General features: G+C 43.5%; 19 protein-coding genes. 12 read left to right on the top strand and 7 right to left on the bottom strand.

Features of this window, described 5'->3' with window-relative positions; genetic code table 11:
* Positions 1 to 149 precede the first annotated feature (149 nt).
* Both ppc and argE read right to left on the bottom strand, forming a co-directional pair.
* Entirely contained in the window at positions 150 to 2,783 is a 2,634-nt protein-coding gene (gene ppc, locus Q4519_RS15480) for a phosphoenolpyruvate carboxylase (protein WP_232800605.1), read from the bottom strand.
* A gap of 413 nt (positions 2,784 to 3,196) precedes the next feature.
* The gene (argE, locus tag Q4519_RS15475; protein WP_232800604.1) at positions 3,197 to 4,345 is read right to left on the bottom strand and encodes an acetylornithine deacetylase; all 1,149 of its coding nucleotides are present in this window, start codon (positions 4,343 to 4,345) and stop codon (positions 3,197 to 3,199) included.
* A 225-nt stretch (positions 4,346 to 4,570) separates the two neighbouring features.
* Between argE and argC the strand changes: the two genes are divergently transcribed.
* From argC to Q4519_RS15445, 6 genes are all read left to right on the top strand, one after another.
* Positions 4,571 to 5,581 carry an N-acetyl-gamma-glutamyl-phosphate reductase gene (gene argC / locus Q4519_RS15470; RefSeq protein WP_303513766.1) on the top strand — a complete coding sequence of 337 codons (1,011 nt, stop codon included), beginning with the start codon at positions 4,571 to 4,573 and terminating at the stop codon, positions 5,579 to 5,581.
* A gap of 97 nt (positions 5,582 to 5,678) precedes the next feature.
* On the top strand, positions 5,679 to 6,452 hold the full coding sequence (gene argB / locus Q4519_RS15465) for an acetylglutamate kinase (RefSeq protein WP_303513765.1): 774 nt from the start codon (positions 5,679 to 5,681) through the stop codon (positions 6,450 to 6,452).
* Between the two features lie 46 nt (positions 6,453 to 6,498).
* A complete protein-coding gene (locus Q4519_RS15460) occupies positions 6,499 to 7,416 on the top strand; it encodes an ornithine carbamoyltransferase (RefSeq protein ID WP_303513763.1) in 918 nt (305 codons plus the stop codon).
* Complete coding sequence (locus tag Q4519_RS15455; RefSeq protein ID WP_232800600.1) at positions 7,416 to 8,627, top strand: argininosuccinate synthase; 1,212 nt, start codon at positions 7,416 to 7,418, stop codon at positions 8,625 to 8,627. The genes Q4519_RS15460 and Q4519_RS15455 overlap by 1 nt, the downstream gene beginning before the upstream one ends.
* A 130-nt stretch (positions 8,628 to 8,757) precedes the next feature.
* Positions 8,758 to 10,617: an argininosuccinate lyase gene (gene argH / locus Q4519_RS15450; RefSeq protein WP_303513761.1), complete on the top strand. Its 1,860-nt coding sequence runs from the start codon at positions 8,758 to 8,760 to the stop codon at positions 10,615 to 10,617.
* A 117-nt stretch (positions 10,618 to 10,734) separates the two neighbouring features.
* Positions 10,735 to 11,061, top strand: a complete 327-nt coding sequence (locus Q4519_RS15445; RefSeq protein WP_232800913.1) for a putative quinol monooxygenase — start codon at positions 10,735 to 10,737, stop codon at positions 11,059 to 11,061.
* Positions 11,062 to 11,120: 59 nt separating this feature from the next.
* Here Q4519_RS15445 and Q4519_RS15440 read toward each other — a convergent pair whose 3' ends face one another.
* The 3 genes from Q4519_RS15440 to Q4519_RS15430 all read right to left on the bottom strand — a co-directional run bounded on the left by Q4519_RS15440 (position 11,121) and on the right by Q4519_RS15430 (position 12,598).
* Positions 11,121 to 11,915 (bottom strand): carbonic anhydrase, encoded by a 795-nt coding sequence (locus tag Q4519_RS15440; protein ID WP_232800598.1) that lies wholly within the window; start codon positions 11,913 to 11,915, stop codon positions 11,121 to 11,123.
* 125 nt (positions 11,916 to 12,040) lie between these two features.
* Entirely contained in the window at positions 12,041 to 12,235 is a 195-nt protein-coding gene (locus tag Q4519_RS15435) for a hypothetical protein (protein ID WP_232800597.1), read from the bottom strand.
* A gap of 102 nt (positions 12,236 to 12,337) precedes the next feature.
* Positions 12,338 to 12,598 carry a glutathione S-transferase N-terminal domain-containing protein gene (locus Q4519_RS15430; RefSeq protein WP_232800596.1) on the bottom strand — a complete coding sequence of 87 codons (261 nt, stop codon included), beginning with the start codon at positions 12,596 to 12,598 and terminating at the stop codon, positions 12,338 to 12,340.
* Between the two features lie 113 nt (positions 12,599 to 12,711).
* Here Q4519_RS15430 and Q4519_RS15425 point away from each other — a divergent pair, with 113 nt between their 5' ends.
* Both Q4519_RS15425 and Q4519_RS15420 read left to right on the top strand, forming a co-directional pair.
* On the top strand, positions 12,712 to 13,449 hold the full coding sequence (locus Q4519_RS15425; protein WP_303513757.1) for an MbnP family copper-binding protein: 738 nt from the start codon (positions 12,712 to 12,714) through the stop codon (positions 13,447 to 13,449).
* A 14-nt stretch (positions 13,450 to 13,463) separates the two neighbouring features.
* Positions 13,464 to 14,531, top strand: coding sequence for an MbnH family di-heme enzyme (locus Q4519_RS15420; protein ID WP_303513755.1), 1,068 nt, complete (start codon positions 13,464 to 13,466; stop codon positions 14,529 to 14,531).
* On the opposite strand, the gene Q4519_RS15415 is transcribed toward Q4519_RS15420, so the two are convergent.
* Entirely contained in the window at positions 14,528 to 15,256 is a 729-nt protein-coding gene (locus tag Q4519_RS15415) for a GGDEF domain-containing protein (RefSeq protein ID WP_303513752.1), read from the bottom strand. The genes Q4519_RS15420 and Q4519_RS15415 overlap by 4 nt on opposite strands.
* A 41-nt stretch (positions 15,257 to 15,297) precedes the next feature.
* Complete coding sequence (locus tag Q4519_RS15410) at positions 15,298 to 15,462, bottom strand: hypothetical protein (protein ID WP_303513749.1); 165 nt, start codon at positions 15,460 to 15,462, stop codon at positions 15,298 to 15,300.
* Between the two features lie 269 nt (positions 15,463 to 15,731).
* Between Q4519_RS15410 and pepQ the strand changes: the two genes are divergently transcribed.
* The 4 genes from pepQ to hemG are packed head-to-tail and all read left to right on the top strand — an operon-like array spanning position 15,732 to position 19,720.
* Complete coding sequence (gene pepQ, locus Q4519_RS15405; protein WP_232800592.1) at positions 15,732 to 17,057, top strand: Xaa-Pro dipeptidase; 1,326 nt, start codon at positions 15,732 to 15,734, stop codon at positions 17,055 to 17,057.
* The gene (locus tag Q4519_RS15400) at positions 17,057 to 17,671 is read left to right on the top strand and encodes a YigZ family protein (RefSeq protein ID WP_303513745.1); all 615 of its coding nucleotides are present in this window, start codon (positions 17,057 to 17,059) and stop codon (positions 17,669 to 17,671) included. The genes pepQ and Q4519_RS15400 overlap by 1 nt, the downstream gene beginning before the upstream one ends.
* Before the next feature lie 42 nt (positions 17,672 to 17,713).
* Positions 17,714 to 19,171 (top strand): TrkH family potassium uptake protein, encoded by a 1,458-nt coding sequence (locus Q4519_RS15395; protein WP_232800590.1) that lies wholly within the window; start codon positions 17,714 to 17,716, stop codon positions 19,169 to 19,171.
* A 30-nt stretch (positions 19,172 to 19,201) separates the two neighbouring features.
* On the top strand, positions 19,202 to 19,720 hold the full coding sequence (gene hemG / locus Q4519_RS15390; RefSeq protein ID WP_303513738.1) for a menaquinone-dependent protoporphyrinogen IX dehydrogenase: 519 nt from the start codon (positions 19,202 to 19,204) through the stop codon (positions 19,718 to 19,720).
* Positions 19,721 to 19,963 lie beyond the last annotated feature (243 nt).

Raw genomic sequence — 19,963 nt, 5'->3', positions numbered from 1 at the left:
TTAACACTAGGCAAAATCTTGGCGGTAGTAAGCGTAAAAGCTCAGATATGAGGTAAATTTGTTTTCAATAAAAGCGCTAACTAGCAGGTATAAAAAAGCGGACAATCAATCTGTCCGCTTTATATTAGCCGTTTTTAAGCTTGTTCACATTAGCCTGTATTGCGTAAACCTGCTGCGATACCGGCAATGGTCACCATTAATGCTTGGTCAATAGTTGGGCAAATCTCTTCACCATTAGCACGTGAGCGGCTTAGTAGCTCGGCTTGTAACAAGTTAAGGGGATCAATGTACGGGTTACGTAGATTAATCGACTCTTTGATCCAAGGCTGGTCTTCCATTAGCTTATGCTTAGGAATGGTTTGTAGTACACAATCACGGGTTTGTTTTAGCTTGTTGCGTAAGCTTAAACCTAGGCTGTGTAGCTCTTCTGGTACAAGACGCTCTTCATAGAACTTAGCCAATGCTTCATCGGCTTTCATAAATACCATTTCGAACATTTCTAGACGAGTATGAAAGAAAGGCCAGCTTTGGTACATTTCTGTTAGCAGTTCTTGTTTGCCTTGCTCTAGGGCTCGGCCCATGGCATCGCCGGCACCGAGCCATGCTGGTAGCATGAAGCGGTTTTGTGACCAAGCAAAAATCCATGGAATAGCACGTAGGCTTTCAACGCCGCCGTTTGGTTTACGTTTTGCAGGGCGGCTACCTAATGGTAGTTTACCAAGCTCAAGTTCAGGCGTTACACTGCGGAAATAAGGTACAAAGTCTGGCTCGTGTTGCACCATGCCACGGTACTCAGTACATGAATCTTCCGATAATTGATCCATCATGTCGCGCCATTCTTGTTTTGGCGCCGGTGGTGGTAATAAGTTAGCTTCTAAAATGGCCGCGGTGTAAAGGTTCAGTGATTGCTGAGCAATGCTTGATAAGCCGAACTTAAAGCGGATCATTTCGCCTTGCTCAGTTACCCGTAGGCCACCTTTGAGTGAGCCTGGTGGTTGTGATAACAAGGCTGCGTGTGCTGGTGCACCACCGCGACCTATGGTACCACCACGGCCGTGGAATAAGGTTAAGCACACATTGTTTGCTTCACAAAGGGCAACCAATGCCTCTTGCGCGCGATATTGTGCCCAGTTAGCAGCCAATACGCCGGCATCTTTGGCTGAGTCAGAGTAGCCGATCATCACGTGTTGTTGGCCGTTGATATAACCTCGGTACCAATCGACAGCGAATAAGCGTTTGATCACTTGTTCTGCGTTGTTTAAATCGTCTAAGGTTTCAAACAAAGGTGCGACGGCAATGCGGAATGGGCAACCACATTCTTTTAACAATAGTTGCACTGCTAGCACGTCTGACGCTTGGCGCGCCATGGAAATAATATAGATACCTAAGGCTTGTGGATCGGTTTTTGCCACCACACGGCAAGTGTCTAGAACTTCTTGGTTGTCAGGCATTGGTTGCCAATCTTGTGGGATCAGCGGGCGCTTGCTGTTCAGTTCTTGTAATAAGAAGGTTTGTTTTTCTTCTTCGTTCCAGCTGGCGTAGTCACCAATACCGAGGTAACGAGTTAGTTCAGCGATCACATCGCCGTGACGTTCGCCGTCTTGGCGGATATCGAGTTTAACAAGGTTGATACCAAAACAAGCTACGCGGCGCAGCACGTCTAACAACAAGCCATCTGCAATAATGCCCATGCCGCAGTCATGTAGTGATTCATAACATAGGGTTAGTGGCTGGGTCAGTTGTTCGGTGCGATTGATAAGGTCGCGTGCTTCGGTATATTCGCCTTGCAGCGTTGCGCTAAGGTAGTTTAGCGTCTCTTTGAGATCACCACGCAGGCCTTTTAGTAATTCACGATAAGGTTCATGCACGTCGCCTGCCACTTCGCGTAGCGCGTCGTTACAGTCCATCATTGACAGTTCGCTAGTCAGCTGCTTGATGTCTTTAAGGAACAAGCTAACACCCACCCAACGGCTTGATAGTAATACTTCTTCCGTTACTTTACTGGTCACAAATGGGTTGCCATCACGGTCGCCCCCCATCCATGAAGTAAAAGTGATTGGCGCAGCATCAATAGGTAGGGCAAAGCCAAAGTTCTTTTGCACGCGTTCATCGAGATTACGAATATAATCTGGTACCGCTTGCCATAGGCTGTTTTCAACCACGGCGAAGCCCCATTTTGCTTCATCAACTGGAGTTGGACGTTGCTTACGAATTTCATCAGTGTGCCAAGCTTGGGTGATTAGCTCTTCCAAGCGGTAAAGTAATTTTTCTTTTTCGCGCTCAGAGATATCACTTAGCTCTAATGAAGCTAAGCAACTGTTGATGGCAACGTGCTTATGGATCAGGGTTCGGCGGGTAATTTCTGTTGGATGCGCAGTCAGTACCAAGTCCATTTTCATTTCTTCAATGGCGGCTTTAATCGCCTCTGGGCTCGCATCTGACGCTTTTAATTTGCCGAACAACTCATCAATTGGATCTGGTGCGCAAACTTGCTCTTCACAGTGGCGTGAAGTGGTATGAAACTGCTCTGCAATATTAGCGAGGTTTAAAAAGTGGGTGAAGGCACGAGCTACAGGTAACAGTTCATCGTCCGACAGGCCTGCAAGCATAGCTACGAGTAGTTCTCCATCAGCATCATTACCCGCACGAGATGATTTAGACAATTGTCTAATGGTTTCAATTTTTTCTAGAAACTCTTCACCTAGATGGTTGGAGATAGTTTGCCCTAATAGCTGACCTAGTAAGCCTACGTTACTGCGTAGAGCAGCATACTTGTCGTTCATCGCTGTTGTCCTTACATTTGTTGTGTTTTTACAACTTTTTTATTTTTCTGTTCGTGTTTCGAATCAGTTCAATAAAACCCATTTAAAACCTAATAACGCTAAACTTATCGTTAACTTGTGTCTAATCTATACGCAAAATGGGCATTGGGTCAAATTTACTCAGTCGATTTATTTGACCAATAACCCATGAGTAATTCATGGTTTTTTGTGTAACTTTCTTACATTTTTGTTAAGGTTGGATATAAAACCAACTGCTGATTCAATCAATTAGCCCGCACCGCTGCTGTTAGATTGTTGTATATTCATACCACAATTAGTCACCAATCTGTGTTTCAATAACCAAATTCAAGCAAGCCTATAATTAGCAACTATATCTAGCTGTTGTCAGACCTAAGCTTAACTTTTACGGCAGATTAGGCTAAGCAAAAGCGCTTTATCAGTGAGCTAAGCAGTTCACTGGTCGGCTTAACAAAAGAAAGATCCAAATATTCATCAGGCTGGTGTGCTTGGCCAATATGGCCTGGGCCCATGACGATGGTGTCACAGCCAAGTTGTTGAATAAAAGGCGCCTCAGTGCAGTAGTTAACCGCTTCAGCTTTATTCCCGCTTAACTGCTCGGCGGTTTGTACTAAATCAGAGGTTTCACTACATGAATAAGCAGGGATCGGCTCGTGTAAATGAAATACATCTACTGCGCCAGGGTATTGTTGCTCAATGCCCGCTAATGCCGATTTCAAGGTAATGAATAGTTCGTTAGGGCTGACCCCCGGAATGGGGCGCATATCAATATGCAGCTCGCAACAACCACAAATACGATTGGGGCTGTCGCCGCCATGAATATGGCCAAAGTTTAGGGTGGGGGCTGGCACTTCAAAATGTGGGCAATTGTACTTTTCTTTAAACAGCTGCTGCACTTTTAATAACTCGGCCAGTACCTTGTGCATGACCTCTATCGCATTTAGTCCTTTACTGGGATCTGAACTATGGCCACTGCGCCCGGTAATACGAATGGCTTCTGACATATGGCCTTTGTGCATAAATACAGGAACCAATCCCGTCGGCTCGCCAATGACAGCATAGTCTGGCTTGATATGTTGACGACTAGCAATGTCGCGAGCGCCAGCCATGGTGGTTTCTTCATCGGCAGTGGCTAGGATGCGTAGTGGCTTGTTCATTTTTGTTAAATCTAAGCCTTTTACGGCTTCAAGAATAAATGCAAAGAAGCCTTTCATATCGATGGTACCAAGGCCATATAAGCGATTACCATCTTCAGTGAGTTTAAAGGGATCTTTGCTCCACTGGCCATCATCAAAAGGTACGGTATCTGTATGGCCTGCAAGCAGTAGACCGCCTTCACCTTGGCCTATTGTGGCAACCATATTGTACTTGCCTGCTAGGCCAGGTAGCGGTGTCACTTCAACTTGAAAACCAGCGGTTTCAAACCAACTAGCCAGTTTTGTGATTACCTGTTGATTACTCTGATCCCAAGCGGAATCAGTAGAACTAATAGAAGGCGTGGCGATCAATTCGCGATATGTTTCAATAAATCCAGGTAATGACATAGGGCCTCAAAATTAAAAATAAATATTAATGCAGAAATATTGCATAAAAAGTTAGATTCGGCTAGCATTTCAGCCTGAATTAACATAACAAATTATGCCCGATAATGAAGACTAATTTTTCCCACAATTCGCGACGACGATCTCACCTTTAATCAAGGCGCTTTTAGGCGCGCATTTTGTTAGTCTTAATCTCATTTAAATAGCTGAAATCAAACGGAATTCGATATGTTGAAAACAATTATAGTGGGGGCCAGTGGTTATACTGGTGCCGAATTAGCCCTTTATATTGCTAAACATCCTGGTCTTGAATTAGCGGGTTTATACGTATCAGAGAACAGCCAAGATCAAGGAAAGCCTATTTCTGATCTATACGGTAAACTGCTGGGGGTGGTTGATCAAACCATACAGCCATTAGCGATTGCAGATATTCCCGCTACTTGCGACGGCATTGATATTGTAGTGTTAGCCACGGCGCACGAAGTAAGCCATGACTTAGCGCCACACTTTTTAGCAGCCAATACCACTGTGTTTGATTTATCTGGTGCATTTCGTGTTAAAGACTCAGCCTTCTATGAAAAATTCTACGGTTTTACTCATCAACACCCAGTACTACTAGAAAAAGCGGTGTATGGCTTAGCCGAATGGAATGCCGAAGCGGTAAAAGATACTGATTTGATTGCCGTTCCTGGTTGTTATACCACTACTTCTTTGCTGGCGCTTAAACCATTACAAGTAGCAGGTTTGATTAAGGCTGGTGTTAAGCCAACCATTAACGCGACGAGTGGTGTCAGTGGTGCAGGGCGCAAAGCGTCAACCACTTCGAGCTTTTGCGAGGTGAGCTTACAACCTTATGGCGTGTTTACCCACAGACACAAGCCTGAAATTGATAGTCATCTTGGTACGCCAGTGGTATTTACGCCGCACTTAGGTAGCTATAAGCGTGGTATTTTAGCCACCATTAATGTGGTACTAAAAGAAGGCGTGACACCCGAGCAAGTGCAAGAGGTGTATGAACAAGCTTATCAAGACGAGCCTATTGTTCGTTTACTTAAAGGTTCATACCCAGCAATTAAAAATGTTGAAGGTACGCCTTTCTGTGATATTGCTTGGGCACAAGATGGTGAAGACTTAGTGATTTTTAGTGCAACAGATAACTTGTTGAAAGGCGCATCATCACAAGCTATGCAGTGCATTAATATCAAATTTGGTTTCCCAATGACCACCTCGTTGATTTAAACCCTCGGTTCTGTGAAGCGTGACTTTTAAGTGATGCTGAAAAACACATAGAATAGCGAGTTTTGTTGGCCATTGGCCGTAAGGAAGTAACAACAGCATGAATAAACCACTGTTAATTAAACTTGGCGGTGCAGTACTTGAGAATAACACTGCCCTTGCAAACTTATTTGATGCGTTAACGCGCTATTTAACAGATAACCAACGTTCATTGATTTTGGTGCATGGCGGCGGAATAGTGGTAGAAGATGTGCTGAGTAAAATGGGCATCAAAAGCGAAAAGAAAAACGGCTTACGTATTACCCCATTTGAGCAAATTCCTTACGTGGCAGGGGCATTGGCGGGCACCTCAAATAAGCTATTAATGGCGAAAGCGCTGCAAGCAGGCCTAAGTGCTGTTGGCCTTTCTTTAGCCGATGGCTTTAGTACTAAGGTGACTCAACTTGATCCTGAGCTTGGTGCTGTTGGTCAATGTAAGCCAAATGATCCAACCTTGCTTAAGGTGTTATTAGCGGCGAACCAATTACCGGTTATTTCATCTATTGGCATTGGTGAAGACGGCCGTTTGTATAATGTTAATGCTGACCAAGCGGCTATCGCGATTTGTGAGTTAGTAGGCGCCGAGTTAGTGTTCCTGTCTGATGTTGATGGTGTGCTTGATGGTAATCAACAGCTTATTCCTGAACTTAATACCACGCTCGCCAATGAATTGATTGCAGCTGGCGTGATCCGTGATGGCATGACGGTGAAAGTACAAGCAGCATTAGAAGCGGCTGAAACCCTAGGTCACGTTATGTTAGCAAGTTGGAAACAACCGGAAAATTTAATTGCCTTATTAAAAGGTGACAATAAAGGTACTAAGGTACTTAAATAACGCATTTACGCTGGTGACTAAAAGCTGCCAGCAAGAGGGAGGGAGCATGGAACATTTATTAACAGGTAAAGAAGCCAGTAAGCAGCAGGTCATTGAGCTCATTAACTTGGGTAAGGACTTAAAAGCGAACCCGAAAAAATATGCTGATGCCCTAAAAGGGAAAAGCATCGTTACCATTTTTGAAAAGCAATCGCTGCGTACTCGCGTGACCTTTGATATTGGTATTCATAAAATGGGCGGTCATGCGGTCTACCTTGATTCACAAAATGGTGCGATTGGTGAGCGTGAAACGGTGAAAGATTTTGCATCGAATTTAACGCGTTGGGCCGATTGTATTGTGGCGCGAGTCATGTCCCATAAAACACTGGAAGAGTTGGCTGAGTACTCTAATGTACCTGTGATTAATTCCCTTTGTGATTTGTATCACCCATGCCAAGGTTTAGCCGACTTCATGACCATTGCTGAACACTATGATGATCTTTCCAAAGTAAAATTGGCTTACGTCGGTGATGGCAATAATGTTACCCACTCTTTATTTATTGTTGGTGCGATTGTGGGAGCGGAAGTGACAGCGGTATGTCCGATTGGCTCAAGCCCAGATGCGCAAATATTAAAACAAGTTGAAGACATTGCTGAAAACTCAGGTGCGACCATTCGCGTGACTAACTCAATGGATGATATCAAGGGATACGATGTCGTTTACGGTGATACTTGGGTATCCATGGGTGACGACACACCATTACAAGCAGTAAAAGATAAATTTATGCCTTATCAAATAAATAGGGCATTGCTGGATAATACCGGCATTAAACATGTGTTACATTGTCAGCCGGCACATCGTGAGTTGGATATCACATCAGAAGTGATGGACGACGAGAATGTTTCACTAATATTCCAACAAGCAGAAAACAGAATGCATATCCAAAATGCCATCATGCTGACATTGATGAAAGGAGATTTTTAATGAGCAAGGTAAAAAAAGTAGTACTGGCTTATTCAGGTGGTTTAGATACTTCGGCGATCATTCCATGGTTGAAAGAAACCTATGATGATTGTGAAATTGTTGCGTTCTGTGCTGACGTAGGTCAAGGCGCAGAAGAGCTAGTCGGCTTAGAAGAGAAAGCCTTGGCCTCAGGTGCTTCAGAGTGTCACATTGTTGACCTGAAAGAAGAATTTGTAAAAGACTACATCTACCCAACCATTGCAACGGGTGCGGTATATGAAGGCACGTATTTATTAGGTACCTCAATGGCGCGTCCAATCATCGCTAAAGCGCAGGTTGAAGTAGCATTGAAAGTTGGTGCGGATGCAGTATGTCACGGTTGTACGGGTAAAGGTAATGACCAAATCCGTTTTGAAAGCTGTTTTGCGGCGTTAGCGCCTGAGCTTAAAGTAATTGCACCTTGGCGTGAGTGGGACATGGTTTCTCGTGAAGACCTGCTTGATTACTTGGCAGAACGTAACATCAAAACCAGTGCTTCAGCGACTAAAATTTACAGCCGCGATGCTAACGCATGGCATATCTCTCACGAAGGTGGCGAGTTAGAAGACCCGTACAATGAGCCAAGCAAGGGTGTTTGGACCATGACGGTTGATCCATTAGATGCACCAAACGAGCCTGAATACGTGACGCTAACCGTTGAAAATGCACGTGTTACTGCAGTTGATGGTGTTGAGTTATCACCTTATCAAGCGCTTATGCTGTTAAATGAAAAAGCAGCTAAACATGGCGTGGGCCGTGTTGATATCACTGAAAACCGTACTGTGGGTATGAAGTCTCGTGGTTGTTACGAAACTCCAGGTGGTACAGTAATGGTTACTGCGCTGCGTGGTATCGATGAACTAGTGCATGACAAACCATCACGTCGCTGGCGTGATCAAGTGGGTCAAGAATTTGCTCACTTAGTCTATGACGGTCGTTGGTTTACACCGCTTTGTGAGTCGTTACTTTCTGCTTCTGAGTCGTTAGCAAAAGATGCCAATGGTGAAGTGGTTGTACGTCTTTACAAAGGCCAAGCGGTTGCAGTGAAGAAAAAATCACCAAACAGCTTATACTCTGAAGAGTTTGCGACTTTTGGTGCTGACGATGTTTACAACCAAAAGCATGCAGAAGGTTTTATTCGTCTGTATTCTTTAGCGAGTCGTATTCGTTCGTTAAATGCTAAAAACAAGTAAGTTTTGTTTTAATTAGCATCAAACAAAATAGCTGCTCTTGAGTGGCTATTTTGTCGTTTTAAAGACTTGATTGGTCACTTACTCTGACAAAAAAGACCGATTGTAAAAATATTTCAGGAGAGAAAAGCTCATGGCACTTTGGGGCGGGCGTTTTAGCCAAGCAGCAGACGCAAAATTTAAGTTATTTAATGATTCCTTGCGGTTTGACTATCGTCTGGCTAAGCAGGATATAGTTGGCTCGATTGCCTGGTCAAAATCACTGTTAGAAGTGAACGTACTGACCGCTGATGAGCAGCAGCGTTTGGAAGTGGCGCTGAACGAATTAAAAGAGTCAGTGGTGGCAAACCCTGAGCAAATTTTGGAGTCTGATGCCGAAGATATTCACTCGTGGGTTGAAACGCAGCTGATTCAAAAAGTGGGCGACTTAGGTAAAAAGCTGCACACAGGTCGTAGCCGAAATGACCAAGTAGCAACAGATTTAAAGCTCTGGTGTAAAGAGCGCGCCCAAGAGTTGATCGTGTTATTGGATCGCCTACAACAGAAATTGGTTGAGCTAGCGCGCATTCACCAGCAAGTGGTATTACCGGGTTATACCCACTTGCAACGTGCTCAGCCGGTGACTTTCTCTCATTGGTGTCTAGCTTATGTTGAAATGTTTGAGCGTGACTATGGCCGTATGAAAGATTGTTTAAAGCGTCTTGATACTAGCCCATTAGGCAGTGGCGCATTAGCGGGGACCGGTTACCCGATGGACCGTACTATATTGGCGCACAACTTAGGGTTTCGCCGTGCCACTCGTAACAGCTTAGACAGTGTATCTGATCGTGATCACGTGGTTGAGTTAATGAGTACCGCATCTCTTTCTATGCTGCACCTTTCTCGTATGGCTGAAGATTTGATTTTTTACAACTCAGGTGAGTCTGGCTTTATTGAAATGTCAGACCAAGTGACATCTGGTTCGTCATTAATGCCGCAAAAGAAAAACCCTGATGCGATGGAGCTGATCCGTGGTAAAGTGGGTCGTGTTTACGGCTCTCTGTCGGGGATGATGATGACCCTAAAAGCCTTGCCTTTGGCCTATAACAAAGATATGCAAGAAGATAAAGAAGGCTTATTTGATGCGCTTGATACGTGGGGCGACTGTTTAGAAATGGCGGAAATGGCCCTAACCGACCTGAAAGTAAACGAAGAGCGTACTAAAGAAGCGGCGCAAGGCGGTTATGCTAATGCCACCGAGTTAGCTGATTACTTAGTGGCTAAAGGCATTCCATTTCGTGAAGCGCACCATATTGTGGGAGCTGCTGTGGTAGGTGCCATTGAAAAGGGCGTACCACTAGAAGACTTAACGGTTGAAGAATTTAAAGTGTTCTCTAACGTGATTGAAGCGGATGTTTACCCAGTGTTGACCTTAGAAGCTACATTAGCCGCGCGTCAAGCGTTGGGCGGTGTAGCTCCTGAGCAGGTTGAATTTGCCTTAAGCTCTGCCGAAAAACGTTTAAATAAGCGTGATACCTCTGGCGTGTATGCACGTGCGGCGCGTTTAACGGATTTAGACGATATTGAACGTTTGGTCAATTACTGGTCAAATGCGGGCGAAAACCTACCACGCTCTCGCTCTGAATTAGTGTCAGCTGTGGGTGAATTTGCCGTTACCGAAGTGAATGGTAAAGTAACGGGTTGCGCTTCTCTTTATGTTTACGATACGGGTTTAGCTGAAGTACGCTCACTCGGTGTCGATGTTGAGTTTGCAGACCAAGGTCAAGATCAAGCCTTGGTTGAGTTCTTAATTAAGAAAGCACAGAAGATGGCGATCCAACGTTTATTTGTGCTGACCCGTGCATCTGAATTCTTTATGCAGCTTGGTTTTAGTCCAACCAGTAAAGCGATGTTGCCAGAAAAAGTGTTAAAAGATTGTGATGATTGCTTCCGTCAACATTCGTGTGATGAAGTGGCATTAGAGCTGATTTTTAATACTCGAATTAAGAAGTAATCCTTTGGCTTTTTTACTGGATTAAACTGGGAGCTGCGGCTCCCTTTTTTGTTGCTACCCTTTAATTGCTGATGGTTAGCGATATACTCGTTTTTATTATGTCTAAAGTAAGGAAAGATAATGTCTAAGGTGTATGTAATTGCCCAGTTTCGCGCTAAAGAAGGTAAAGAGCAGGAGTTGTTTGAAGTACTGAAGGCGTTAGAGCCCAGCTCGCGTGAAGAGGAAGGCTGTTTACAATATATTTTAACGCGTCAAATAGATCACCCAAGCGCCACGCGTTCTGATTACAGTATTTTGTTTAATGAAGTGTGGGCAGATGCTGCTAGCTGGACGGCTCACGGTGAGCGTAAAGAAATTCAAGATTTCTTCCAGCAACACGTGGTGGATGAAGATGGTTTAGTGGCTGATGCACAAGTAACAGCTTATACCGACCAAGGCTATTAATACCTTACAAGCAAGTAGAAATCGGGAGCCATTGGCTCCCGTTTTTATTTTATTCTCGGTTATTTACTCACACTAATTTTGCGTTGGTTCTGTGCTTGAATTGGGCGGTTGTTGTGGCTAGGCAATACCGCTTTGAATGCTGCTATTTGCTCAGGAGAGGCTGTAATTGCTTGCTGCATGACTAACCATTGCACGCCTTCACTGCAAGGTGGAGTGGTTAATGATCCCTTAAAGCTGTAATAGCCTCTATCTGCAGGCAATAATTCATTAAGGTTTAATTTTGCTTTCTTTAATGATTGCTTGGTCCCTGCTTGCGTTGGCATTTGTTGCCATAAAGCCGTTAAGGCTGGATTAGCTGGGCCGTGTTCAAAGAATACGCCAACCACGGCTAAATTGCCTTTTTTGTCGGCATGAACAAAATGTGCTTCTAACGGGTAACTCTTACCATTTAAATGGTTTTCACTGGGGGTATGAAAGTGGAATTGTTTCAATTGGTAATCTGTATCATTAACCTCTATTTCACTGCCAGGTTGTAGATTGACTTGTATTGTATGACCATTGTGAACGATGTTTTGGAATTTGGGCTCATAGTCCCACTCAATTTCTTCTAGTTGGCTGGGGTGCGCACTGACAATATCAATGGGTGATTGTTGTTTGCCGTTTTCACAGGTTTTTGAAATGTCTCCCCAAGCGTCAGGCCCTGTTTCACCGGTATAACCCCAAGAGTGAGTTTTTTCGTGTTGCGTGGCTGATTGTGACTGGCCATGTGTGATTGGGGCGGGGGCATCGGACAGTGCCACGTCAATGATATCGATTAATAATACGATGGCTGCGAACCAGAAAACCTTATTCATAAATGTCCTTTATCTCGTTATAGGTTGATAACTGTATATTACATTAATTTGATGTTAAGGGTTAGGCTGCACCTGAGTTAACTCAAACGCGAATTATAAATACTCACTAACCAGTAATAACGTTTTTACAGCTCATTGTTTTGTTGGCAAAGTTGGTCGGCTTGTTGGCGGCTAATACCGTATTTATTGGCTAATTCTTGGTAAGCAAGTTCTTTAACTCTTTGATTATAATCGTCACTTTTTAAAAATGATAACATGTTAGCGATACCTGGCGGTGGGATTATAAAGGTAGCAATGTAATTGGTTGGTAAGCTATTCATGTTGGTATCATTTTTAGGCGCATTTCCAATTAATGATACCGTGTTGGGGAGTTAAGTTGAACCAAAAATTGAGCAAGATCAATTTTCAGAGTTTTATAATAATTATTTTACCTGTTGCTTTAGAAACTTAATGATGTCGTTGGACTCATATAGCCAACGATAACCATCGGCTTCTTTGATGCGTAAACAAGGTACAGTTGCCTTGCCGCCTTTGCTGATTAATTCTTGGTGGTAATGGGTGTGTTTGCGGACATCTCTGAGTTCAATGTTAAGTTTTTGTTCGTTTAGGCTATCACGCACTTTGCGGCAATAGGGGCAAGCGGTGAAGTGATATAGTGCAACATCTTTGCTGGAATAAGTCATGAGTTTTCTCATCTTTAAAGAATAGGGAATTTTGCAATAAGCTGACAGGCTTTACCATAGGGTAGCTTTGGCTTTATGCTCAGCGCTAATGGAGTTTACTATGGATGGTAACAATGAAACAGATGATGCTGGTAATTGCCTGCTTGTGGTTGTTTGGCTGCGCTGAATCTAAAACAGAAACGGTCATTTTGCCATTCTCTCTCAACTTTGAAGGGCAAGAGGTGACATGTAGTAGCGCTTTACAAGTAAATGCGCTGACGTTGTATATTCACGATTTGGCGCTACAAGAGTTGTCGGGTCAGTGGCAAAAAGTTGAGTTAGATAACGCTCTAAATAGCCCTTGGCAAAATGAGTCAATTGCGCTGTTGGACTTGGCGCCCTGTCAAACCAATCAAATGGGTTTAACCTCTGTTGTAATGAAGGTTAAGCCCGGACAATATCGAGGGGTACGCTTTAGAATAGGTGTGCCGGAAGCGCTCAACCATCAAGACCCTCAACTTGCCAAAGCGCCTTTGGATATCAGCCAGCTACAATGGCATTGGACGGTGGGCTATAAGTTTGCCTACTTTGATCTTGCTTGGCGGGAGCAAACAGTAAAGCATCACCTAGGTAGCAGCGGCTGTGTTGGCAATATCGGTGATGATATCCAATGTAAGTATCAAAATCGCCCTGAGATTGTGTTGCCGAGTTATCAGTTAGGCCAACCAATTAAATTAGAGTTACGCCAGTTTTTTACCGAGCTTCCTCACGCCCGTTGCTTTGGTAAGCCGCAAGACAAGGGGTGTGATACGTTATTTAATTTACTCGGTTTACAAGATGCGCCGCAGCGTATATTTAGACTGGGGGCCTAGTGAGGAGTGTTGCTTTGCGCCTTGTTGTTTGCCTCGGTCTATTGATTTTGTGCATTTGGGGTTGGAGTAAGTGGCAAGGTGGGAAAGAGCAGCAAGCTCTGGCCGAGTTGGGGCGTCATTTATTTTATGACAAACGTTTATCAGCCAATAACAATTTAGCCTGCAGTGATTGCCATCAACAAGCTTATGCTTTTGCCGACAGTCGACGCTTATCTTTTAACACTCATGGTAAAGCGGGTCGACGCAACAGTTTGCCGCTGTTCAATTTGGCCAGTTACGACAGCTTTACTTGGGCGAACCCGTTACAGACTGAGCTTGCCTTTCAAGCGTTGATACCATTGTTTAGCGATGATCCCGTTGAAATGGCGGCTTCTGAAATTGATGTGTTGGCGCAAAATTTAACTTTATCGCAGTATGATTATGCTCCATTGTTTAATGCTGCTTTTGGCGATACTGAGATTTCGCTTACTCGGATTACTGCTGCATTAGCGGCTTTTCAAATGACGTTGCAGTCTTACAATAGTCCTTATGATCAATATTTAGCAGGTAATAAACAGGCGCTCAGTGATGAGGCTATCGCTGGGATGGTGCTTTTTGAATCCGAGCGATTAGGTTGTCGTCGTTGTCACGGCGGGATAAATTTTAATCAAACCTTGGATGCACAAGGGCGAGTGCAGCTAAATGAGTTTCACAATACCGGCTTGTATTACAGTGATATGGGCTATCCCGAATCGGACTTAGGTCTTTATGAAGTCTCGTTTGAACAATCGGATAATGGTAAGTTCAGGGCACCTTCTTTGCGAAATGTAACCTTAACCGCTCCTTATATGCATGACGGAAGCATGGCTCACTTGGCGCAAGTGATAGACCATTACAGCCGTGGCGGCAGTTTAAATTTAAAAGGTGTGCAAGGCGATGGTAGGCTCAACCCTAACAAAAGTGAGTTAGTCTTTGGTTTTGGGTTGACGGAACCAGAAAAAAACCAATTGATCGCTTTTTTAGCCGCTTTAACGGATAGCAAGTTCATACAAAACCCTCGCTTTTCAGCACCTAATGAGCAAGCAAATGCAAAATTGCGTTAGTCTTTAGCTTGGTCTGGTATTGGCCTTGGTCTAGGTTGCTTGGCCCTAGCTTGTCTTTGTTTTTTTTCTTGTTTGTTGCGATACATTAGCTCATCGGCTTCTTTTATTAATTGGTCTGCGGCAATGTTTCCACTGATGTTAATGAGTCCATAGCTGAGATCTACTCCCGATTCTTTATTTATCGGTGTTAGTTGTTTACGCAACTCTATTATAAAGTGCTCTGCGCTGGCACCGCCAAAAATAACCACGAACTCGTCGCCACCGAATCGGAATGCGGCGCCCTGACTAGCTAAAATTCGCTTTAGTCTACTAGCAAAGTTGACGAGGTACTCGTCGCCTGCTTCGTGACCTTGGCTATCATTTAGCTGCTTGAAATTATCCAAATCAATATAGATAAGAGTGGGTTGTTTATAGCGGATCAATAAGTTTGCATATTTCTCAAAAAAAGCACGGCGATTAAATAACTCAGTTAACGCATCTTGATGAGCTATTTTTTTCAGCCGAATTTCTAGCTGACGCCTAAACTCTATTTCACGTTCAAACGCTTTGATTAATCGCCTTTTGGTAACAATAGCTTGAAGGAAGGCGATACATATCAGAATGAGGCCAAACTGTAAAAAGTGCTCCAGTATATCGTGAAGCGTCATATATTGGGATTCTGCTGAGAATTCATCGAGCACATCTAGTGCGAGAGCAGAAGTAAAAGTGCCCCATCCTACACTCATTAACCAGCCAAGGCGTAAACGCATGATCTCAATAAATGTGCTTAAGCAGGCAAAGAAAAAAGTCCTTCCATGTAAAAGTCAATGAGCTGAAATGGGGCGGAAACACGAGTTAAGCTGATTAAGATAAAGCAACCGATTACCCAAATCAGGATGTGTACAGCTATGTACTTGCGATGTTTTCGTAAGGTGTCGGTTGGCTTCGTCATCAATCCCTCCTGTATTTGGGTAATGTCGATAGGCAGGGCTATGCCTTTAATCTAACCACTCCTAGCTTAGGAAAATTAAAAAAGCGACCTAAGTTCTAATACCTGATTGATTAGATATTAGTTGCAGCCCTGAGTTATTACTAGCAAATGATGGTTTACTGTGACTTGGTTGCAACAAGTCGCATTTCGGTCAAACAGTGTTGGCTGCCTTCATTATCTTGTGTGTTAAGATATTAATATCTGATTTGGCTCATTTAGCAGGGTTTTATATGAATAATGTTGTCACACTTTTTGCTGCGCATATTGCCGCACTTCAATCTCGTATTGCTGAGGCGTTAAAGCTGCAGGCATTTGACGCACTGATCATCCATTCTGGTCAGCTAAAAAAAGCATTCCTCGATGACCAAACCTACCCGTTTAAGGCTAACCCGCATTTTAAACATTGGTTACCTGTGTATGATAACCCCAATTGCTGGTTAGTGGTAAATGGCCAAGATAAGCCGAAATTGATTTTTTATCGCCCAGTCGATTTTTGGCATAAAGTACCCAATGAGCCAGATGATTTTTGGGCTGCATTTTTTGATATTGAATTACTTGCTCGGCCTGAGCAGGTGGCCGATTTGCTGCCTTACGATCGCGCCAATATGGCTTATATTGGTGAACATATTGAAGTTGCTGATGCATTAGGCATTGGTCAGTGTAATCCCGAGCATGTGCTTAATTATTTACACTTTCATCGTAGTTATAAAACCGACTATGAAATGGCCTGTTTACGACAAGCTAATGAGATAGCTGTTTCAGGGCACTTAGCGGCAAAGGCGGCATTTTTCGATGGTTTGTCAGAGTTTGAAATTAATCAACATTATTTAAATGCCATTGGCCAAGACGACAATGAAGTTCCTTATGGCAACATTGTTGCACTCAATGAGCATGCTGCCATTTTACATTACAGTCATCCCGAGCTACGTCGTTTATCGACGAGTGAACAGCGCTCATTTTTAATCGATGCTGGTGCTAACTATGCGGGCTATGCGGCTGATATAACGCGAACTTACAGCGCACGTGATGATCTGTTTGCCGAGCTTATTGTTGCTGTTGAGCAAGCCCAGCTGGCGTCGATCGGTGAAATTAAGGTTGGCATGCGTTATAGCGATCTTCATTTACAAATGCACAGTAAAATAGCTCAAATTTTGTTAGATTTTAAACTTGCCCAGGGAAGCGTTGAAAGTTTGGTCGCTGGTGGTGTGACTTCCGCTTTCTTCCCACACGGCTTAGGGCATTTGTTAGGTTTACAAGTTCATGATGTTGCTGGTTTTATGCAAGATGAACGCGGTACTCCTTTAGCCCCGCCTCAAGAGCATAGCTTTTTACGCTGCACCCGCATTATTGAGCCTCAGCAGGTTTATACTATTGAGCCTGGTTTGTATTTTATTCCGGAACTACTGAAACACCTGCAGCAAACCCCTCAACAAGGCCAAGTTAATTGGCAAAAAGTCGCTGAGTTATTGCCCTTTGGTGGCATTCGAATTGAAGATAATATTATTATTCATCAGCACAATATAGAAAACATGACGCGCGATTTGGGTTTAAGTTAATGCTTCAGCCTTATCCTATCATTGTCGAACAAGTTGAGTTTGTAGAGGAAATCAAGAAAAGCCGTTTTATTACTATGCTTGCTCATACCAACGGGCGAGAGCAAGCAACAGCTTTCATTCAAATGGTGAAAAAGCAGCACCCAAGTGCTAGACATCACTGTTGGGCATTTGTGGCTGCTGCGCCAAATAATAGTGTTGAGCTTGGATTTAGTGATGATGGTGAGCCCAGCGGCACAGCTGGTAAACCTATTTTAGCGGCGTTACAAGGAAGTGGCTTGGGAGAGGTTACTGCTGTAGTCGTTCGCTATTCAGGAGGGATAAAGCTTGGGACAGGGGGGTTAGTACGGGCCTATGGTGGAGGGGTACAGGCTGCTCTGAAACAAATTGAAGTGACTGAAAAAGTTCCTCAGGCTTTAGGGTATATTTTTTGCCATTATCCGCAAATTAGTTGGATTGAGATTTTATTAGCTCAGTTAGGTGGTGCAGTTGTCAGCAGTGATTATGGTGAAATGGTGGAGTTAAAGGTAAGTATTGATAGCCGTAATGTGAGTATATTAAAACAGAGTTTAAAAGATAAAAGCCAAGGTGAACTGCAGTTTGCTCTCATCGAATGATATGGATAAGTTATGTTGGAACAAACACAGGTGACACATTAAATGCAGTTTAGGGCTATTTTACGTATTGTTGGTTTATTGGTTGCCTTGTTTAGCGTCACTATGTTGGCGCCAGCGTTAGTCGCGGTAATCTACAAAGATGGCGCAGGTCGTGATTTTATTAGTGCATTTTTGATTGCTCTATTTTCCGGTCTTTCATTATGGTTCCCTAATCGATATTACAAAAGTGAATTAAAAGCAAAAGATGGCTTTTTGATTGTGGTGTTGTTTTGGACTGTACTGGGCAGTGTGGGTTCATTGCCTTTCTTAATCAGTGAACAGCCGCAAATGAATGTAGCCGAATCTTTTTTTGAATCATTCTCGGGCTTAACAACTACTGGAGCAACGGTGATAACTGGGCTAGATAACTTGCCCAAGGCTATTCTATTTTACCGACAAATGCTGCAATGGTTGGGCGGGATGGGGATCATCGTACTTGCCGTTGCTGTGCTCCCTATTCTAGGAATTGGTGGGATGCAGCTTTATCGCGCAGAAACACCTGGGCCTGTTAAAGATTCTAAAATGACGCCGAGGATAGCCGAGACGGCTAAAGCGCTTTGGTATATCTATTTGTGTTTGACCATTGCCTGTATGTTGGCGTTTTGGCTGGCTGGTATGACCTTGTTTGACGCGATCTGTCATTCGTTTGCGACGGTGGCAATTGGCGGTTTTTCCACTCACGATGCCAGTATGGGGTTTTTCAATAGCCCGCTTATCAACCTTATTACTGTGGTTTTCCTGATTATTTCAGGTTTTAATTTTGCTTTACACTTCGCTGCTTTTGGTAATCATGGTATGCGCTTGAAAGTGTATTTGAAAGATCCCGAAGTGCGCGCGTTTCTTTTCATACAACTGGGGCTGACGCTGGTTTGCTTTACTGTGCTGGCTGTACATCAGACATATGACACTCTTGAGCAGAGTTTAGATCAAGCATTATTTCAAGCGGTATCAATATCAACAACCGCTGGCTTTAGCACCACAAGCTTCGCCGATTGGCCCCTGTTTTTACCTGTGCTCTTGGTCTTCTCGTCTTTTATCGGTGGCTGCGCGGGCTCTACTGGCGGTGGAATGAAGGTGATTAGGGTATTACTTTTAAATTTGCAGGGTTTTCGCGAATTGAAGCGATTGGTGCACCCTCGTGCTATCTACAAAATTAAACTTGGCAAAAAAGCAGTTCCAGATAAGGTTGTGGAAGCGGTATGGGGGTTTTTCTCGGCTTATGCCTTGGTGTTTGTTATTTGTATGTTAGCGTTAATTGCAACGGGTATGGAGGAGCTTTCTGCGTTTTCTGCTGTCGTGGCGACTCTCAATAACTTGGGGCCGGGCTTGGGTGAGGTAGCTGTGCACTTTGGTGAAACATCTGATGCGAGTAAATGGATTTTAGTTTTAGCTATGTTATTTGGCCGATTAGAAATATTTACGCTACTGGTCTTGTTCACGCCTGTTTATTGGAAAAGCTGATTGCAGCTTAAATGTATTTTAAGGAAGCAAATGTCAAAAGTATTAATCTTGTTTTCAAGCCGTGACGGCCAAACATTAAAAATAATCAACAAGATCCAGTCTGAATTAGATCAAGACTCGGATTTGGTCAATATCAATGAGGCGGCTACAATTGATTTTACCCAGTACACAAAAGTGCTGGTAGGAGCATCGATACGTTACGGTAATTTTGAATCAAGTGTTATCCCTTTTTTAAATAAACACAAAGATGAGCTACACAAAAAACCAAATGCGTTTTTTGTTGTTTGTTTAACTGCGCGGAAACCTGAAAAGGCCAGCCCAGCAACAAGTGCTTATATGATGAAGTTTGATCGCTTATGTGAATGGCAACCAAAAATGAAAGGGGTGTTTGCTGGTGCACTAACCTACTCGAAGTATAACTGGTGGCAAACATTGATTATCCAGCTAATCATGAAGATGACTGGCGGTAGTACGGATAAAACCAAAGACCTAGAATTTACTGATTGGCAGCGTGTGGAAACGTTCGGTAAAGATTTTAATTGCTTATAACTGTGTATGAAAAATAGGCTGTCTTGCAGCCTTAAGTGCTATTTATGTGTGTTTTATGAGCAAATTACCTCGAAATAGTGAAAACTGTAACTTTTCTTAAAAAAAGCCTTGCACCAGAATCGAATCTCCCTATAATGCGCAACCACTGAGACGGCTCAGCGCAAGTCGCAACGCAACATCAGGTGGTTAAGAAGCTGCGGTTTCTAACCAGAAAGATAAATCGAAAATTTCTCGAAATTAACG

The organism is Motilimonas sp. 1_MG-2023 (genome assembly GCF_030547455.1).
Classification (GTDB): domain Bacteria; phylum Pseudomonadota; class Gammaproteobacteria; order Enterobacterales; family CBDFNC01; genus Motilimonas.
Note: the sequence above shows the minus strand (reverse complement) of the source record. Positions and strands in the feature narration are given on the sequence as shown.

Bases quoted from the DNA above. Each gene is read 5' to 3' on its own strand.
- Q4519_RS15400 (WP_303513745.1), top strand. From the start codon at position 17,057: ATGCTTCAGCCTTATCCTATCATTGTCGAACAAGTTGAGTTTGTAGAG.
- Q4519_RS15425 (WP_303513757.1), top strand. From the start codon at position 12,712: ATGAAACAGATGATGCTGGTAATTGCCTGCTTGTGGTTGTTTGGCTGC.
- ppc (WP_232800605.1), bottom strand. From the start codon at position 2,783: ATGAACGACAAGTATGCTGCTCTACGCAGTAACGTAGGCTTACTAGGT.
- Q4519_RS15410 (WP_303513749.1), bottom strand. From the start codon at position 15,462: ATGACGAAGCCAACCGACACCTTACGAAAACATCGCAAGTACATAGCT.
- argH (WP_303513761.1), top strand. From the start codon at position 8,758: ATGGCACTTTGGGGCGGGCGTTTTAGCCAAGCAGCAGACGCAAAATTT.
- Q4519_RS15395 (WP_232800590.1), top strand. From the start codon at position 17,714: ATGCAGTTTAGGGCTATTTTACGTATTGTTGGTTTATTGGTTGCCTTG.
- pepQ (WP_232800592.1), top strand. From the start codon at position 15,732: ATGAATAATGTTGTCACACTTTTTGCTGCGCATATTGCCGCACTTCAA.
- Q4519_RS15415 (WP_303513752.1), bottom strand. From the start codon at position 15,256: ATGAGTGTAGGATGGGGCACTTTTACTTCTGCTCTCGCACTAGATGTG.
- Q4519_RS15455 (WP_232800600.1), top strand. From the start codon at position 7,416: ATGAGCAAGGTAAAAAAAGTAGTACTGGCTTATTCAGGTGGTTTAGAT.
- Q4519_RS15460 (WP_303513763.1), top strand. From the start codon at position 6,499: ATGGAACATTTATTAACAGGTAAAGAAGCCAGTAAGCAGCAGGTCATT.
- argB (WP_303513765.1), top strand. From the start codon at position 5,679: ATGAATAAACCACTGTTAATTAAACTTGGCGGTGCAGTACTTGAGAAT.
- hemG (WP_303513738.1), top strand. From the start codon at position 19,202: ATGTCAAAAGTATTAATCTTGTTTTCAAGCCGTGACGGCCAAACATTA.
- Q4519_RS15440 (WP_232800598.1), bottom strand. From the start codon at position 11,915: ATGAATAAGGTTTTCTGGTTCGCAGCCATCGTATTATTAATCGATATC.
- argC (WP_303513766.1), top strand. From the start codon at position 4,571: ATGTTGAAAACAATTATAGTGGGGGCCAGTGGTTATACTGGTGCCGAA.
- Q4519_RS15435 (WP_232800597.1), bottom strand. From the start codon at position 12,235: ATGAATAGCTTACCAACCAATTACATTGCTACCTTTATAATCCCACCG.
- argE (WP_232800604.1), bottom strand. From the start codon at position 4,345: ATGTCATTACCTGGATTTATTGAAACATATCGCGAATTGATCGCCACG.
- Q4519_RS15430 (WP_232800596.1), bottom strand. From the start codon at position 12,598: ATGACTTATTCCAGCAAAGATGTTGCACTATATCACTTCACCGCTTGC.